The 15,588-nt window shown below is 62.5% G+C and carries 13 protein-coding genes; all 13 read left to right on the plus strand.

Translation table 11 applies throughout. The features are described 5' to 3' along the window. The first annotated feature begins 217 nt into the window (after nucleotides 1–217). The 13 genes from J2X43_RS25255 to J2X43_RS25315 all read left to right on the plus strand — a co-directional run bounded on the left by J2X43_RS25255 (nucleotide 218) and on the right by J2X43_RS25315 (nucleotide 15,554). Nucleotides 218–1,435: a deoxyguanosinetriphosphate triphosphohydrolase gene (locus tag J2X43_RS25255; RefSeq protein ID WP_310298944.1), complete on the plus strand. Its 1,218-nt coding sequence runs from the start codon at nucleotides 218–220 to the stop codon at nucleotides 1,433–1,435. A 65-nt stretch (nucleotides 1,436–1,500) separates the two neighbouring features. After that, a complete protein-coding gene (gene argS / locus J2X43_RS25260; RefSeq protein WP_310298950.1) occupies nucleotides 1,501–3,258 on the plus strand; it encodes an arginine--tRNA ligase in 1,758 nt (585 codons plus the stop codon). A 61-nt stretch (nucleotides 3,259–3,319) separates the two neighbouring features. Beyond that, nucleotides 3,320–6,316: an SPOR domain-containing protein gene (locus J2X43_RS25265; RefSeq protein ID WP_310298953.1), complete on the plus strand. Its 2,997-nt coding sequence runs from the start codon at nucleotides 3,320–3,322 to the stop codon at nucleotides 6,314–6,316. 121 nt (nucleotides 6,317–6,437) lie between these two features. After that, entirely contained in the window at nucleotides 6,438–7,451 is a 1,014-nt protein-coding gene (gene nagZ, locus J2X43_RS25270; RefSeq protein ID WP_310298956.1) for a beta-N-acetylhexosaminidase, read from the plus strand. A 20-nt stretch (nucleotides 7,452–7,471) separates the two neighbouring features. Then, nucleotides 7,472–8,332: a ScpA family protein gene (locus J2X43_RS25275; protein WP_112387968.1), complete on the plus strand. Its 861-nt coding sequence runs from the start codon at nucleotides 7,472–7,474 to the stop codon at nucleotides 8,330–8,332. Then, nucleotides 8,329–9,045: an SMC-Scp complex subunit ScpB gene (gene scpB, locus J2X43_RS25280; RefSeq protein ID WP_310298960.1), complete on the plus strand. Its 717-nt coding sequence runs from the start codon at nucleotides 8,329–8,331 to the stop codon at nucleotides 9,043–9,045. The genes J2X43_RS25275 and scpB overlap by 4 nt, the downstream gene beginning before the upstream one ends. A 187-nt stretch (nucleotides 9,046–9,232) precedes the next feature. Next, nucleotides 9,233–9,424: a twin-arginine translocase TatA/TatE family subunit gene (locus J2X43_RS25285; protein ID WP_112387970.1), complete on the plus strand. Its 192-nt coding sequence runs from the start codon at nucleotides 9,233–9,235 to the stop codon at nucleotides 9,422–9,424. Between the two features lie 49 nt (nucleotides 9,425–9,473). Then, nucleotides 9,474–10,142 (plus strand): Sec-independent protein translocase protein TatB, encoded by a 669-nt coding sequence (tatB, locus tag J2X43_RS25290; RefSeq protein WP_310298962.1) that lies wholly within the window; start codon nucleotides 9,474–9,476, stop codon nucleotides 10,140–10,142. After that, nucleotides 10,139–10,966, plus strand: coding sequence for a twin-arginine translocase subunit TatC (gene tatC, locus J2X43_RS25295; RefSeq protein WP_112387972.1), 828 nt, complete (start codon nucleotides 10,139–10,141; stop codon nucleotides 10,964–10,966). The genes tatB and tatC overlap by 4 nt, the downstream gene beginning before the upstream one ends. 97 nt (nucleotides 10,967–11,063) lie before the next feature. Then, nucleotides 11,064–12,347, plus strand: a complete 1,284-nt coding sequence (gene serS, locus J2X43_RS25300) for a serine--tRNA ligase (RefSeq protein ID WP_310298965.1) — start codon at nucleotides 11,064–11,066, stop codon at nucleotides 12,345–12,347. A gap of 4 nt (nucleotides 12,348–12,351) precedes the next feature. Then, on the plus strand, nucleotides 12,352–13,119 hold the full coding sequence (gene surE / locus J2X43_RS25305; protein ID WP_310298969.1) for a 5'/3'-nucleotidase SurE: 768 nt from the start codon (nucleotides 12,352–12,354) through the stop codon (nucleotides 13,117–13,119). 7 nt (nucleotides 13,120–13,126) lie between these two features. Beyond that, entirely contained in the window at nucleotides 13,127–13,780 is a 654-nt protein-coding gene (locus J2X43_RS25310) for a protein-L-isoaspartate(D-aspartate) O-methyltransferase (RefSeq protein ID WP_112387975.1), read from the plus strand. Between the two features lie 166 nt (nucleotides 13,781–13,946). Next, nucleotides 13,947–15,554 (plus strand): peptidoglycan DD-metalloendopeptidase family protein, encoded by a 1,608-nt coding sequence (locus J2X43_RS25315; protein WP_310298973.1) that lies wholly within the window; start codon nucleotides 13,947–13,949, stop codon nucleotides 15,552–15,554. Nucleotides 15,555–15,588 lie beyond the last annotated feature (34 nt).

Here is a 15,588-nt window from a genome sequence, read left to right on the forward strand (position 1 = left end):
CCTCCTGCCGGGGTCAAGATCCGGAGAGAATTGATAGAAGCCGATGATCTTTCAAACGGCTGATATCAAAAGAATTTATCACATGCGTCGTTGAAACGCATTATTGCGGAAAGCGGTTAAGAAAGCGCCGCTTTGCCGTATATACTGACTATAGGTATGAAGAGCGTGAAGCGGCGTCAATGGGCGATCCGGCCGCGAGCTCGAATGACGGTGAAGAATGACGATCGACAGGCATGCATTGGGTTTTGGAAACAGCGAACGGGCAGTCTACGCGGCAGACCCCTGGACGACCCGCGGGCGGCTCTATGACGAAAGCTCCAGCCCGACACGTTCCGATTTCCAGCGCGACCGCGACCGCATCGTCCACACCACGGCCTTCCGCCGCCTGAAACACAAGACGCAGGTCTTCATCGCCCAGGACGGCGACCACTACCGCACGCGCCTGACGCACACGATCGAGGTGGCGCAGATCGCCCGCGCGCTGGCCCGCGCACTCAAGCTGGATGAAGATCTGGCCGAGGGCGTGGCATTGGTCCACGATTTCGGCCATACGCCCTTCGGCCATACCGGCGAAGATGCGCTGCATGAGGTGCTGCTGCCCTATGGCGGCTTCGATCACAACGCCCAGTCACTGCGGATCGTCACCAAGCTGGAGCGCCGCTATGCGGAATTCGACGGTATCAACCTGACCTGGGAGAGCCTCGAAGGCCTCGTCAAGCACAATGGCCCGCTGCTGACCAAGGACGGGCAGGGCACGCGCGGCCCGGTCCCGCAGCCGATCCTCGACTATTGCGAGATCCATGACCTGCAGCTCGACACCTATGCAAGCCTGGAGGCGCAGGTGGCGGCTATTGCCGACGACATCGCCTACAATACCCATGATATCGACGACGGCCTGCGCTCCGGGTACCTGACCTTCGAGATGCTGGAGGAAATTCCCTTCCTCGCCGGGCTGATGGCGGAAGTGCGCGAGCGCTATCCGAACCTCGAGGCGAGCCGCTTCACCCATGAAATCATGCGCCGTCAGATCACCCGCATGGTCGAGGATGTCATTTCCGTCGCGCAGGAGCGCCTGTCGCAGATCAAGCCGGAGAGCGCTGACGATATCCGTCACGCCGACCGCGTCATCGCCACCTTCTCGCCGGCGATGGCCGAAACCGACAGGCTGATCAAGCAGATGCTCTTCAAGCGCATCTACCGCCATCCCGAGATCATGCGCATCCGGGCAGGGGCCGCGCAGATCGTCACCGACCTCTTCGGCGCCTATATGGCGAACCCGAAGGAGATGCAGAGCCACTACTGGGTCGATCATATCGCAGGCCTTGCAGACGCCCCGAAAGCCCGCCATGTCGGCGACTATCTGGCCGGCATGACTGACACCTATGCCATCAGCGCCCACAGGCGATTGTTTGACCACACTCCCGATTTGCGATAGGCAGCACGCGCCCGGCAAAAGGCCGGTCGATGCCTTGTGGCACAGCCTATGCATGGAAGAGTGCGATGAACCTTTTTACCGATTTCGAAGCCAGGATTAAAACCGCCCTTGAACAGATCGATCTGGTCAAGGAAAAGCGATCCGAGCTCGATTTCGGCCGCATCGCCGTCGAGCCGCCGCGTGACGCCACTCATGGCGACGTTGCGACCAACGCAGCGATGGTGTTGGCCAAGCCGCTCGGCACCAACCCGCGGGCCTTCGCCGAAATCATCATCGACAAGTTGAAGGAAGATCCGGATGTGGCCGACGTCTCCGTCGCCGGTCCTGGATTCATCAACATCAAGCTGTCCGTCGGCTACTGGCAGCGGCTGCTCGCGTCGATGATCGGCGCCGGCACCGATTACGGCCGCTCGACGCTCGGCACCGGCCGCAAGGTCAATGTCGAATACGTCTCGGCAAACCCGACGGGCCCGATGCATGTCGGCCACTGCCGCGGCGCCGTCGTCGGCGACGCGCTGGCGAACCTGCTGGCCTTCGCCGGCTATGCCGTCGAGAAGGAATATTACATCAACGATGCCGGCTCGCAGATCGACGTGCTGGCGCGCTCGGTCTTCCTGCGGTACCGCGAAGCCCTCGGCGAGAAGATCGGCGAGATCCCGGCAGGTCTCTATCCGGGCGATTACCTCGTACCGGTCGGCCAGTCACTGGCCAGTGAATACGGCGTGCGGTTGCATAATATGCCGGAAGAGCAGTGGATGCCTATCGTTAAGGATAAGGCGATCGACGCGATGATGGTGATGATCCGCGAGGATCTGGCAGCACTGAACGTCCACCACGACGTCTTCTTCTCCGAGCGCACGCTGCATGATGGCGGTGCCGCTGCCATCCGCACGGCAATCAACGACCTGACCTTCAAGGGCTTCGTCTACAAGGGCTCGCTGCCGCCGCCGAAGGGCCAGCTGCCCGAGGATTGGGAAGACCGCGAGCAGACCCTGTTCCGCTCGACCGAGGTCGGCGACGATGTCGATCGTCCGCTGATCAAGTCGGATGGCTCCTATACTTACTTCGCCGCCGACGTTGCTTACTTCAAGAACAAGTTCGACCGCGGTTTCAACGAAATGATCTATGTGCTCGGCGCCGACCATGGCGGTTACGTCAAGCGTCTGGAAGCTGTCGCGCGCGCCGTTTCGGAAGGCAATTCGAAGCTGACGGTGCTGCTCTGCCAGCTCGTGAAGCTCTATCGCAATGGCGAGCCGGTGAAGATGTCGAAGCGCTCCGGTGACTTCGTGACGCTGCGCGATGTGGTCGAGGAAGTCGGCCGCGATTCGGTTCGGTTCATGATGCTGTACCGGAAGAGTTCCGAGCCGCTCGACTTCGATTTCGCTAAAGTAACGGAGCAGTCGAAGGATAATCCGGTCTTCTACGTGCAGTATGCGCATGCCCGTTGCATGTCGGTTTTCCGGCAGGCGAGGGAGGCATTTCCGGGCCTCGACGTGACGCCGGAACAGCTTGCGAAAGCCGTCTCCGGAATCTCGGATCCCGCGGAATTGCAGCTGATTGCGAAGGCTGCGGAGTTCCCGCGCGTCGTCGAATCCGCGGCCCAGGCACAGGAGCCTCACAGGGTCGCTTTCTACCTCTATGACCTCGCCAGTTCGTTCCATGCACACTGGAACAAAGGTAAAGATCAGACTGAATTACGATTTGTTAACGATAAGAGCCGAGAATCGAGTATTGCCAGACTAGGGCTGGTGTACGCTGTCGCTTCGGTTTTGAAGTCGGGTCTTGCCATTACTGGTACCGCCGCACCGGATGAAATGCGATAAACGTCACCAAATCCCCACATTGCGCTGGCATTGACCGCGTTGGCTTTTGAGTGGGATGGGTATGGCAGACAAACAACTTGCGTATGACGCGCGACAGAAGACGGAGCTGTTCGATGAAAACGATCCGCTTGCGGAACTCGCGCGCATCGTTGGCTTCGAGCCGCGGGTAGCCGCCAATACTGTTTCAGAGCCGGTCCGGCAGGAGCCCGCCTTCGATCTCGAAGACGAGCTGCTGCGGGAATTCGAAAGCTACGATGCGCCGCGCGCACCGGATGTTGTCGACCATCCGGCCGAGCCGGTCGCGGCCTACGAGCCCGTCGCTTACGAGCAGGCTGCGCAGGTCGAGCCGGAGCCGACCTATTACGAGACACAGGCCGTAGAGCCTGAGCCGGTCGTCCATGCCGAGGCGGCAGCCGCTTCCGCCTGGAATGCTGCGGGAGCCTTTGCTTCGGCGGATTGGACTGCGCAGCAGTCTGAGCCGGTGTCGAACGGCGCCCGTGATCTGATCGAAGAGCTTGAAATGTCGATCGGTGCGGCTGCAGCTGTTCAGCCGGTGGCACCGGCTCCGAAGGCGCCGCAGTGGTCGGCTGCCAGCATCAAGCTGCCGCTTGCCAATTTCCACACGGCTCGCCGCGAAGAGCCGGCGGCTCCTGTCGCCGTGGTTCCCGAGCCGGTCGCCGCTGCGCCCGTTGCCGCCGCGCCGCAGGCCGTCGAGACCATTCCATCCGAAGCTGCAATTCACGAACTTGCAGCTCTCGATGTCGCCGATGAGTTTCCGCCGGTTTCCGGTGGCTTCCCAGCCGAGATCGATCGCCACGAAGTCGCCGAATTGCCGCAGCACGAGCCGGTTGCCGAAGCGGCAGCCGTCGAAGCCTACGCCGAACCCGTTTCGCACGATGCCGGTTTCGATCTTGCCGCCGCCGCCAAGGATGGCGTCGTGGCATCGGATGCCGCGCTGACCGAAGCTTTGCCGCAGGATGCGGCCACGGCGTTCGATATCGATAATCTGCTGGCTGACGTCTCGCGCTATCCGGTCCCGCAGCGCGCTGCCGAGCCGGTTCATCATGAGGCGCCCGTCGAATCTGCTCCCGTTCGCCATGCCGAGCCGGTTCAGGCCTTTGCTCCCGTTGCTGCCAAGCTGGCTGCTCCGGAAGAGGAAGACCCGTTTGCCGGTCATGACTTCGAGCTCGATCTCGAGGGCATCGAACTGGAACTCGCTGATCTTGATTTCGCCGAACCCGTGAAGCCGCTGCCCGAGCCGGTCGCTGCTGCTCCGGCACCGGTGGCTACGCCTGCTGCCGTATTCGTTCCGGCACCCGTCGCCGCCGCGCGCCCGATTGCGCCCGCTCCCGTGCTTGATGAAGCGCCGCGTCCGGTGATGCAGCCTGCCTATACGCCTGCGCCCGTTTCTTATGTGCCCGCAGCCTCGGTCTTCACGCCGGCGCCGCAGCGGGCTGCTCCCGTACAGGCCGCGGCACCTGAGCCGGTTGAAGAGTTGCCTTTCGACCCGTCGATGATTGCCGACGCCGACGGGCATCCGGAAGCTGTCGAGGAGATGCATGTTCCGGCGCTGCCGCCTGTCGAACAGCACAAGCCTGTCGCGCAGACTTCTGATTTCGATTTCGACGTCGACGCCGAGATTGCCAGCCTCTTCGAGCCGATGAAGTCTGCAGAGCGTGCACCTGCCGCTGCTCCCGCCTGGGCGCCGCCGGCCGCTACTCCTGCCGCCGCGAAGCCTGTCGCAGCACCTGCCGTTGCTGGTCTTGACGATCTGGAGCGCGCGCTTGAGGAAGACCTTCGCCGCAGCATGCGCGAACCGGTGCAGCGCACCGAGCAGCTCGCGGAGGTCCACATCCAGTCCGCAGGCGCTGCCGAAGACATGCACCGCGCCCGCTCGATGAAGCGTATGCTTGCCGCCGCTGCCATGGTGGTGGTTTTCGCAGGCGGTGCCTACGGTCTCTACACGGTCGTCGCCGACTCAGGCATTGCCGGTGGCTCGGGCGAGCCGCGCATCATTTCCGCCGACAAGGAACCTGTTAAGGTCGTTCCTGACAATCCGGGCGGCAAGACCGTTCCGAACCAGGACAAGGCCGTTTACGACCGTGTCGCTGGCGCCACCGAGACGCCGAAGCAGACGGCCTTGGTGTCTTCGGATGAGGAACCTGTCGACGTCGTTCAGCGCACGCTGACGCCTGAGATTGCCCCTGAAGACAATGACGGCGATGTCACCGATCAGGCGATGAGCACGCCGGTCAGCGATACGCAGGATCCGCGTCTTCTTCCGGACCAAAACCAGCCAGAGCAGGCCGCAAATGACGGCGACGCAGACCGCGTCCCGGCCGTTTCGCCACGCAAGGTCCGCACGATGATCGTCAAGCCTGACGGGACTCTGGTAGCCCGTGAGGACGAAGCACCCGTCGACGCGCCTGTTGTCAAACAGGTCAAGACGACCACGATCACGCCGAACGGCTCGGCTGCCAGCTTCCCGGCCAGCACCGAAGTCGCATCTGCCGACATCCGCTCGACCCCGGTCGAGAACACGGCAACGCCGCCTGCCCAGGCTGGCGCGTCCGAATCGGTCCTTGCCAAGGTTGCCGCGAGCAACCCTGCCAATGTCGAGCCGCCGGTCCGTCAGGTTCAGTCGACGCCGGTCGAGCCCCAGGCTGCGGCAGCAAAGCCTGCAGATGCTGCTCCGGTCCCGGCAGTCCGCCCGGCTGCCAAGCCTGCAGCCGCCGCAGCTCCCCAGCCGCCGAAGCCGGCCGAGGTTGCCTCTGTGGCGCCCGCAGCCACCCAGCCGCAGGCTTCAGCGCCTTCCGGCGGCTACGGTGTCCAGATCGCATCGCTGCCCTCTGAGGCCGAGGCCAACAAGTCTTATGCAAGCCTCTCGAAGAAGTTTGGCAGCGTTCTGGCTGGCCGCAGCTTCGAAATCCGCAAGGCTGATATCGCTGGCAAGGGCACCTTCTACCGCGTCCGTATCCCGGCCGGCTCAAAGGATGAAGCCGCAGCGCTTTGCGAAAAGTATCGTGCCGCCGGCGGCACATGCCTGATCTCGAAGTAAGCACGATCACACGCATTCAAGGCGGCGGGCATGGTCCCGCCGCTTTCGTTTTGCCCAGCCTTTCCTGTGAATGCCTGTTGACCTCTATCGCAATTCGCCTCAGCACCTCTATGATTCGGGTATGACCGAATCAAAAGCGATGATCCTGGGCTGTAGCGGCCTGTCACTGACCCCGGAAGAAAAGGCCTTCTACAGGGCCGAGCGCCCCTGGGGCTTCATTCTTTTTGGACGCAACATCTCCGAGCCGCAGCAGATCGCCGATCTCGTCGCCGAGATGCGCGAAAGCGTCGGCTGGCACGCGCCTGTGCTGATCGACCAGGAGGGCGGTCGCGTCCAGCGTATCCGTCCGCCGATTCTGAAGCACTATCCATCCGGTCAGGCGCTCGGCGACATCTATCGCCAGGATCGGGAGCAGGGGCTTCGCGCCGCCTGGCTGATGTCGCGCCTGCACGCGTTCGATCTTCTGAAGTTCGGCATCAATGTCGATTGCCTGCCGGTGCTCGACGTGCCGGTCGAAGGCAGCAGCAATGTCATCGGCAACCGCGCCTATGGCGGCGATCCCCAGACGGTGACCGCGATGGGCCGTGCTGCCAGCGATGGTTTGAAGGCCGGCGGCGTATTGCCCGTGATGAAGCATATGCCCGGTCACGGCCGCGGCTTTGCGGATTCCCATCATGAACTCCCCGTCGTCACCGTTTCGCGCGAGGAGCTCGAAGCCCACGACTTCCCGCCCTTCATCGCCATGAAGGATGAACTCGCGGCGATGACCTGCCATGTCGTCTTCACGGCGATCGACGATGCCAATCCGGCAACCACGTCCCGCAAGGTGATCGACGGCGTCATCCGCAGCCACATCGGCTTCAACGGCCTGTTGCTTTCCGATGATACATCGATGAACGCGCTGGCTGGCACGATCGGCGAGCGCGCCGCGAATATCATTGCAGGCGGATGCGATATCGTGCTGCATTGCAACGGCCACATGGACGAGATGCTGCAGGTGGTCGCCAATGTTCCGGTCCTGTCGGACGCTTCGCTGAAGCGCGCCGACGCGGTCCTGGCCGGCATGCCGAAGCCCGATCAATCCGAGGAAGCTGCAATCCGCAGTGAATTCGATGCGATGTTCGCCACCGTCTGAAAACTGGAAGCGAGGCAGAGTTGAACGTAGTCAAGGGTCCCGAGCGGTCGCCGTCGTCAGCAACGCCGATGGACAAGCTATGGCAGGATAACGGGGCCGAACGCGCCACCCACGAGCCGGCGCTGGTGATCGACGTCGCGGGCTTCGAGGGCCCGTTGGACCTGCTGCTTTATCTCGCCCGTAATCAGAAGGTCGATCTGTCGCGGATCTCGGTTCTGGCACTTGCCGAGCAGTATCTGCTGTTTGTCGACAGCGCCCGCCGCATCCGCATCGAACTGGCCGCCGATTACCTCGTCATGGCGGCCTGGCTTGCCTATCTGAAATCGCGCCTCCTGATCCCGCAGCAGATCAAGGACGACGGCCCGTCGGGCGAGGAGATGGCGGCAACGCTTGCCTTCCGCCTGAAACGCCTGGAAGCGATGCGTGAGGCCGCCAGCGGTCTCGTCAACCGCAACCGTCTCGGCCGCGATATCTTCGCTCGCGGTGCGCCCGAACATATCCCGGATCGCCACCGGTCCGCCTACGATGCCAGCCTGTATGATCTCCTGACCGCCTATGCGTCGCTGCGCCAGCGTCAGGCGGTGACGCAGGTCACGATCGCGCGGCGCACCGTCTGGTCGCTGACCGAAGCGCGCGAGCTGTTGACCCGGATGATCGGTGACGTTTCCGACTGGACGGCGCTGGAGCACTACCTGCTGCGATACATGACCTCGCCGGAAGAACGCGTCACGGCGATTGCCAGCGCCTTTGCGGCGTCGCTGGAGCTGGTGCGCGAGGGCAAGCTCGAAATCCGCCAGGAGGGCGCCTTTGAGCCACTCTACATGCGCCGCGGACCGAAGCACGCCACATTGCAAGTTATCGAGCAGGAGACACCGCTGTGATCGATCCTGAGGACGATATCGGCGGAGAGGAAGGCGAGGGCACCGAAAGCCGGGATTTCCAGGCGGAGCTCGAGGCAGAGCGTATCGCCGAGGCGCTGGTCTTCGCCTCGTCACAGCCCGTGTCGGAAGCCTTCATCGCCGATCGCATTGCCAAGCACTTCAATGTCCGCGCCATCATGCTCCGGTTGAAGGAGCAATATGCGCCGCGCGGGGTCAATCTTGTGCAGGTCGACGACGCCTGGGCCTTCCGCACGGCGGCCGATCTCTCATTTGTGATCCGCCGTGATGAGAACGAGGCGAAGAAGCTTTCGCGGGCCGCGCTCGAGGTCCTGGCGATCATCGCCTATCACCAGCCGGTGACGCGCGCCGAGATCGAGGACATAAGAGGCGTCCAGACATCCCGCGGCACGCTCGATGTGCTGATGGAGGCCGGATGGGTTCGTTTCCGCGGCCGCCGCCGCACCCCCGGACGTCCCGTCACGCTCGGCACCACGCGGGACTTTCTCGACCATTTCGGCCTCGAGGAACTGCGCGATCTGCCGGGTATCGAAGAGCTCAAGGGGGCAGGGCTGCTCTCTGGCCGTATCCCGGCGAATTTCAATATTCCGTCACCGCTGATGAGCGATGAACTGACGGAGGATGAGGACCCGATCACCCAGATGGATCTGGAGGAATTGGGTCTTCTTGCCCCCGGCGGCGCCTCCGAAGATTAGCGGTTGCTGGTCTTTGTTTTGACACCGAGGGCGAAAACAATAGTGATCACCATAATTCGATGGCGCAATGACTTGTCACAATGGCCGAAGCCGTGACATTAAGCGTCAATCCAAGGGGAATTTTGGTGTTGGAAACGATGGCGGAAACTCTTACATCGAAGAGACATCGCAACAGGGAGTATGCGTAATGGGTTCTTTTAGCATGTGGCACTGGTTGATCGTTCTGGTCATCGTGCTGTTGTTGTTCGGTCGCGGCAAGATCCCGGAATTGATGGGCGACGTCGCCAAGGGCATCAAGAGCTTCAAGAAGGGCATGAACGACGAGGACGCGCCGGTCGACGGCAAGACCGTCGATCACAAGGCCGACGAAACGAAGTAACCAGTCCGGAAACGGGTGGCTTGCCCCGCTTCCCATCCAGGAGCCTTGAATGTTCGATATTGGCTGGACCGAGCTGCTCGTCATCGCGGTCGTGTTGATTGTTGTGGTCGGTCCGAAAGACCTGCCGCCGATGCTGCGTGCGTTTGGAAAAATGACCCAGCGCGCCAAGAAGGTCGCCGGTGAATTCCGCGCACAGTTCGACGAGGCGCTGCGTGAGGCAGATCTCGACGAGGTGCGTCAGACACTCGCCGACGCCCAGCGTCTGAACCCGGCCAATACGCTGCGCGAGGCGATGAACCCGCTGCGCCAGATGGGCAACGACATCAAGGCAGATCTGCAGAGCGCCACCAAGGTCGAGAACAAGACCGACGTGCCGCCTGTCAGCGTCCCGGAACCGTCGATGAGCCTGCCGGAAACGCCGCCGATCGTGGCGCCGCTGCCCGAGCCGGCTGTTGCCGCGGCCGTTGAAAAGCCGAAGGCCGTGCGCAAACCGCGTGCCGTGGCTGCTGCAAAGGTTGAGCCCGTGGCTGCCGCTCCCGCGGCCAAGGCAAAGCCTGCACCGGCTGCCAAGGCCTCTGCCGCTCCGGCAAAGACTGCGGCCGCCAAGGCGGCCCCGGCAAAGGCGCCTGCCAAGACCGTGGCCGCAAAGGCCACACCAGCAAAGAAGACCGCAGCTGCTCCGAAGAAGGCAGCGGCAACGAAAAAGGATGAGGCATGAGCGGCGATATCGAAGACAAGCCGCAGCCCTTGATCGAGCACCTCATGGAGCTGCGCCGGCGGCTGATGTGGTCGATCGGCGCGTTTTTCATCGCCTTCATCGTCTGCTTCTTCTTTGCCAAGCATCTCTTCAACTACCTCGTCTATCCGTACAAGCTCGCGGTCATCTGGGCGGGCATGGATGTCGACAAGGCACAGCTGATCTACACGGCGCCGCAGGAATTCTTCTTCACGCAGGTGAAGGTCGCCATGTTCGGCGGCGTGGTGATCGCATTCCCGATCATCGCCGCGCAGATCTACAAGTTCGTGGCGCCCGGCCTCTACAAGAACGAGCGCGCGGCCTTCCTGCCGTTCCTGATCGCCTCGCCGATCCTGTTCCTGCTCGGCGCCGCACTCGTCTATTTCTTCTTCACGCCGATGGTCATGTGGTTCTTCCTGGCCATGCAGCAGACGCCGGGCCATGGCGACGTCGCCATCTCGCTGCTGCCGAAGGTCTCGGAATATCTGAGCCTGATCATGACGCTGGTGCTGTCCTTCGGCCTGGTCTTCCAGCTCCCCGTCATCACCACGCTGCTCGCCCGCGTCGGCCTGCTCACCTCGCAGTGGCTTGCCGAAAAGCGCAAGTTCGCGATCGTCATGGCCTTCATCGTCGCTGCGGTTCTGACACCGCCCGATCCGATGTCCCAGATCGGTCTTGCACTGCCGACGATCCTTCTCTACGAGATTGCAATCCACGCGGCTCGACTCGTCGAGCGCCAGCGTGCGCGGCAGTCGGTCGAAGAGGCGGAACGATCCGCGGATGTTGCCAACACGGACAGCGTCTGAGCGGCTTCGCAATCTCTTCCCGTACGCTTCCGTATCTTCCGGCCGCAGCCAGGTCAGGCTCCGGCCGGTTCCTGTTTTGTAACGACCCGGAACGACAATGCTCGATATCAAATGGATCCGTGAGAACCCCGAGGCTCTAGACGCCGCGCTTGCAAAGCGTGGTGCGGACGCTTTGGCCCAGTCCCTCGTAGCCCTCGATGAGAAGCGCCGCTCCGCCGTGCAGAAGGCGCAGGACCTGCTGTCACGCCGCAACACCGCCTCGAAGGAGATCGGCGCGGCGATGGCGCAGAAGAACACCGAGCTTGCCGAGAAACTGAAGGCCGAAGTCGCCGACATCAAGGTGACGCTGCCGGCTGCCGAAGACGACGAGCGCCAGTTCACCGCCGAACTCAACGACGCGCTATCACGCATCCCGAACATCCCGTTCGATGACGTTCCTGTCGGCGTCGACGAGAGCGGCAATGTCGTCACGCGCACGATCGGTGAAAAGCCGCGCTGGAACCATACGCCCAAGGAGCATTTCGAAATCGGCGAAGCGCTCGGCTACATGGATTTTGACCGCGCGACCAAGCTTTCCGGCTCGCGTTTCACGGTCCTGACCGGCCCGCTGGCGCGTTTGGAGCGGGCGCTCGGCCAGTTCATGATCGACCTGCATACCGGCGAGCATGGCTACACCGAGGTGTCGTCGCCGCTGATGGTACGCGACGAGGCGATGTTCGGCACGGGCCAGCTTCCGAAATTCGCCGACGACCTCTTTAAGACGACGGATGGGCGCTGGCTGATCCCGACGGCTGAGGTGACGCTCACCAATCTCGTCTCTGCCGAAATCCTCGAGCAGGAAAAGCTGCCGCTGCGCTTCACGGCGCTGACCCCGTCCTTCCGCTCGGAAGCCGGTTCTGCCGGCCGCGATACCCGCGGCATGCTGCGCCAGCACCAGTTCTGGAAGTGCGAGCTCGTATCGATCACCGACGCGGAAAGCGCGGTCGCCGAGCACGAGCGGATGACCGCCTGTGCCGAAGAGGTGCTGAAGCGCCTCGGCCTGCATTTCCGCACCATGACGCTCTGCACCGGCGACATGGGTTTCGGCGCCCGCAAGACCTACGATCTGGAAGTCTGGCTGCCGGGGCAGGATACCTTCCGCGAAATCTCCTCCTGCTCGGTCTGCGGCGATTTCCAGGGACGGCGCATGGATTCGCGCTACCGCGTCAAGGGCGAGAAGGGCACCAGATTCGTTCACACGCTAAACGGCTCGGGTACCGCCGTCGGCCGCTGCCTGATCGCCGTTCTGGAAAACTACCTGAACGAAGACGGCTCGGTGACTATCCCCGATGTGCTGCTTCCCTATATGGGCGGCTTGAAGAAGATCGAACGGGCGGCCTGAGACCATGCGCATTCTGCTCACCAATGACGATGGCATTCATGCCGAAGGCCTCGCAGCCCTTGAGCGGATTGCGCGCACTCTCTCCGACGACGTCTGGATCGTGGCACCCGAGACTGATCAGAGCGGTCTTGCCCATTCGCTGAGTCTGTCGGAGCCGCTGCGCCTGCGCAAGGTTTCCGACAAGCACTTCGCGCTGCGCGGCACACCGACCGATTGCGTGATCATGGGCGTCAAGCAGGTCATGGACATCAAGCCGGATCTCATCCTGTCCGGCGTCAATTCCGGTTCCAACGTCGCCGATGACGTGACCTATTCCGGCACGATCGCTGGCGCCATCGAAGGCACGATGCAGGGGGTACGCTCCTTCGCTCTCAGCCAGGCCTATGTCTATGCGGACGGCGCTCGCATTGTGCCATGGGAGGTCTGCGAGGCACATGCACCGGCTCTGCTGCAGAAGCTGATGAATGTCGATCTGCCGGAGGGCACCTTCCTCAACCTGAACTTCCCGAACTGCCGTCCCGAAGACGTCGATGGGGTCGAGGTTACCGCACAGGGCAAGCTTGCCTTCAACCTGCAGGTCGACGCCCGCTCGGATGGCCGGGGCTTTCCGTACTACTGGCTGAAGTTCGGCGAGCGCGCCGGCGCCTTCGCCGAAGGCACCGATATCCACGCTTTGAAGCATAATAAGATTTCGGTAACACCTTTGAAACTGGATCTGACTGATTATTCCGTGAAGGACCGCGTCGAGCGGGCGCTTTCGGTTACGGAGTAAGCAGGCATTGACGTCACAGCTGGTCGAGAAGGAAGGTTTTGCGGCTCTCGTCCTGAGACTGCGGGCCCAGGGTATTTCCGATATCGACCTTCTGACGGCGGTCGAGCAGACGCCGCGCTCGCGCTTTGTTCCGGCGCAGTTTGCCGATGAGGCCTATTCAACACGGACGATCCCGATCGAGTGCGGCTCGTTTCTTGAAGGCGTCGATCTTGCCGTCCGCATTCTCCATCATCTGAAGGTCAAGCCCGGCCAGCGCGTTCTCGAGGTCGGCACCGGCAGCGGCTTCATGGCCGCCGTCATGGGCCGGATTGCCGAACGGGTTCTGACCATCGACCGTTACAAGACGCTGGTGGTCAATGCGCAGAAGCGCATGGATCAGCTCAGCCTGCGCAATATCATCGTCCGCCAGGCCGATGGCAGCAACGGCCTGCAGGGCGAGGGCACCTTCGACCGCATTCTCGTGACCGCCGCGTTCGCCTCGATGCCGCGCGTCTATACCGATCAGCTGGTCTCCGGCGGATCGATGATCGCGCCGCTGATGATATCGGACGAAGAATGCCGGATGGTGCGGTTGACGAAAACCGGCAGCCGCTTCGAGCGCGAGGAACTCTTCACCGTTCCCTATCTGCCGATCGTTCCACGGGTCGCTTCGCAGCTCTGATCTGCGCGCATTTCGCGCCGCTTTCGCGGGGTGCGATTTTTCACCCGAAAGACTATGGTTATCAATTCCTCTAAAAAACTGCTCCAATTCCAGCGCTTTAACCGCGTGGTAATACTAACGCGCTTTAATACTCCCACAAATGGTTGCGTTGTGAGTGGGTCGTATCATGAGTTTTTGTGTATCGCCAAAGTTCGGAAAATCGGCCTTCAATCTTCTGGCCGTCGCCTTGCTGGCGAGTGCAGCGACAGGCTGCAGTTCAGATGTTTCGCGCTTCAGCGGTGGTCTTTTCGGCTCCGGTCAGGATCAGATGGCAACGGGTTCGGTCCCGCGCCGCAGCATGAGCGGACTGCAGGGCGATCCCGTACCGCAGGGCGACATGCAGGGCGGTGGCGCCATGCAGCCGGCCTACGGCAACAACAATCAGTCCTACGGCAACCAGTCGTACAATCAGCCTTACCCGGCTTCCACTGGCGCGATCCGCTCCAATGCCCGCATCGCATCGGCGCCGGTCACGGTTCAGCGCTCCGAGCTCTCGGCGCCGGGCGCAGCTGCTCCCGTCGCATCCCGCGAACGCCAGGAAGCCCTGGCTCAGCCGTTCCCCGCATCGCAGTCGGCTTCCGCACCGCGCAAGCTGCAGACTGCTCCGAAGCTTGCAGCACCTGACACGCTGACAACGGGTTCGACGCCAAAGGCAACCGGCTGGTCTGCAGCCAACGCTCCGTCCGTCACTGTTCGTCCGGGCGAAAGCCTCGCTGTGCTGGCACGCCGCTATGGTGTTCCTGAAAACGAAATCCTCCGTGCGAACGGCATGAAGTCCGCTTCGGCCGTCAAGCCCGGCCAGTCGATCCTGATCCCGACCTTCAACGGCGGCAGCAACGCGGCCAAGGCCGCCTCGCAGACGGCTGACCTCTCCAAGCCGGGCAAGGCTCCGGAGCCCTACAAGACGCCGGAGCAGAACGTCGCCGTTCTGCCGGGTGCCAATACGGCACGCGACAAGTCGCAGGTCAGCGCTGACGGTGCCATGGGCAAGGTTGCAGCTGCCGGCGGCAAGGCTCCCGGCGGCGCCGGAAGCTATACCGTCAAGCAGGGTGACTCGCTCGCCAAGATCGCCAAGGCCACCGGCGCCAGCGTCGACTCTATCAAGCAGGCCAACAATCTGCAGGCAAGCTCGATCCGCATCGGCCAGACGCTGACCATTCCGGGCGGCTCTGCCGGAACCGACCAGATGAAGACGGCTTCGATCCCGGCCAAGGCCGCAGAGCCGAAGGCTGCCGCGCCTGCCGCAACCGAGACCGCGTCGAACCAGCCTGCGGGCTACAAGGCGCCCGCGGCAACGCAGACCGTCGATGAAGTCGAGAAGAAGTCCGATGTTGCTTCCGCAGCGCCTGAGGCAACCGGCATCGGCAAGTATCGCTGGCCGGTCCGCGGTGCGGTCATCGCTGCCTACGGCGCCAACGTCAACGGCAGCCGCAACGACGGTATCGATATCTCGGTTCCGCAGGGCACACCGATCAAGGCTGCTGAAAACGGCGTCGTCATCTATGCAGGCAACGGCCTGAAGGAGCTCGGCAACACCGTTCTCGTCCGCCACGACGACGGCACGGTTACCGTTTACGGCAATGCCGATACGCTGAGCGTTACCCGCGGCCAGAAAATCCAGCGCGGCCAGACCGTCGCTGTCTCCGGCATGAGCGGCAACGTCAAGCAGCCGCAGGTCCATTTCGAAGTCCGCAAGGATGCCTCGCCGGTCAACCCGATCACCTTCCTCGAATAGTTAGCGCGTACGGGGAAATGCGAAAGCCCGGCCT

Origin of the sequence: Rhizobium sp. BE258 (assembly GCF_031457345.1) — a bacterium.
Taxonomy (GTDB): Bacteria; Pseudomonadota; Alphaproteobacteria; order Rhizobiales; family Rhizobiaceae; genus Rhizobium.

What these genes read in the sequence shown, in the direction of transcription:
- J2X43_RS25255 (WP_310298944.1), top strand. Translation starts at nt 218, where the DNA reads ATGACGATCGACAGGCATGCATTGGGTTTTGGAAACAGCGAACGGGCA.
- argS (WP_310298950.1), top strand. Translation starts at nt 1,501, where the DNA reads ATGAACCTTTTTACCGATTTCGAAGCCAGGATTAAAACCGCCCTTGAA.
- J2X43_RS25265 (WP_310298953.1), top strand. Translation starts at nt 3,320, where the DNA reads ATGGCAGACAAACAACTTGCGTATGACGCGCGACAGAAGACGGAGCTG.
- nagZ (WP_310298956.1), top strand. Translation starts at nt 6,438, where the DNA reads ATGACCGAATCAAAAGCGATGATCCTGGGCTGTAGCGGCCTGTCACTG.
- J2X43_RS25285 (WP_112387970.1), top strand. Translation starts at nt 9,233, where the DNA reads ATGGGTTCTTTTAGCATGTGGCACTGGTTGATCGTTCTGGTCATCGTG.
- tatB (WP_310298962.1), top strand. Translation starts at nt 9,474, where the DNA reads ATGTTCGATATTGGCTGGACCGAGCTGCTCGTCATCGCGGTCGTGTTG.
- tatC (WP_112387972.1), top strand. Translation starts at nt 10,139, where the DNA reads ATGAGCGGCGATATCGAAGACAAGCCGCAGCCCTTGATCGAGCACCTC.
- serS (WP_310298965.1), top strand. Translation starts at nt 11,064, where the DNA reads ATGCTCGATATCAAATGGATCCGTGAGAACCCCGAGGCTCTAGACGCC.
- surE (WP_310298969.1), top strand. Translation starts at nt 12,352, where the DNA reads ATGCGCATTCTGCTCACCAATGACGATGGCATTCATGCCGAAGGCCTC.
- J2X43_RS25315 (WP_310298973.1), top strand. Translation starts at nt 13,947, where the DNA reads ATGAGTTTTTGTGTATCGCCAAAGTTCGGAAAATCGGCCTTCAATCTT.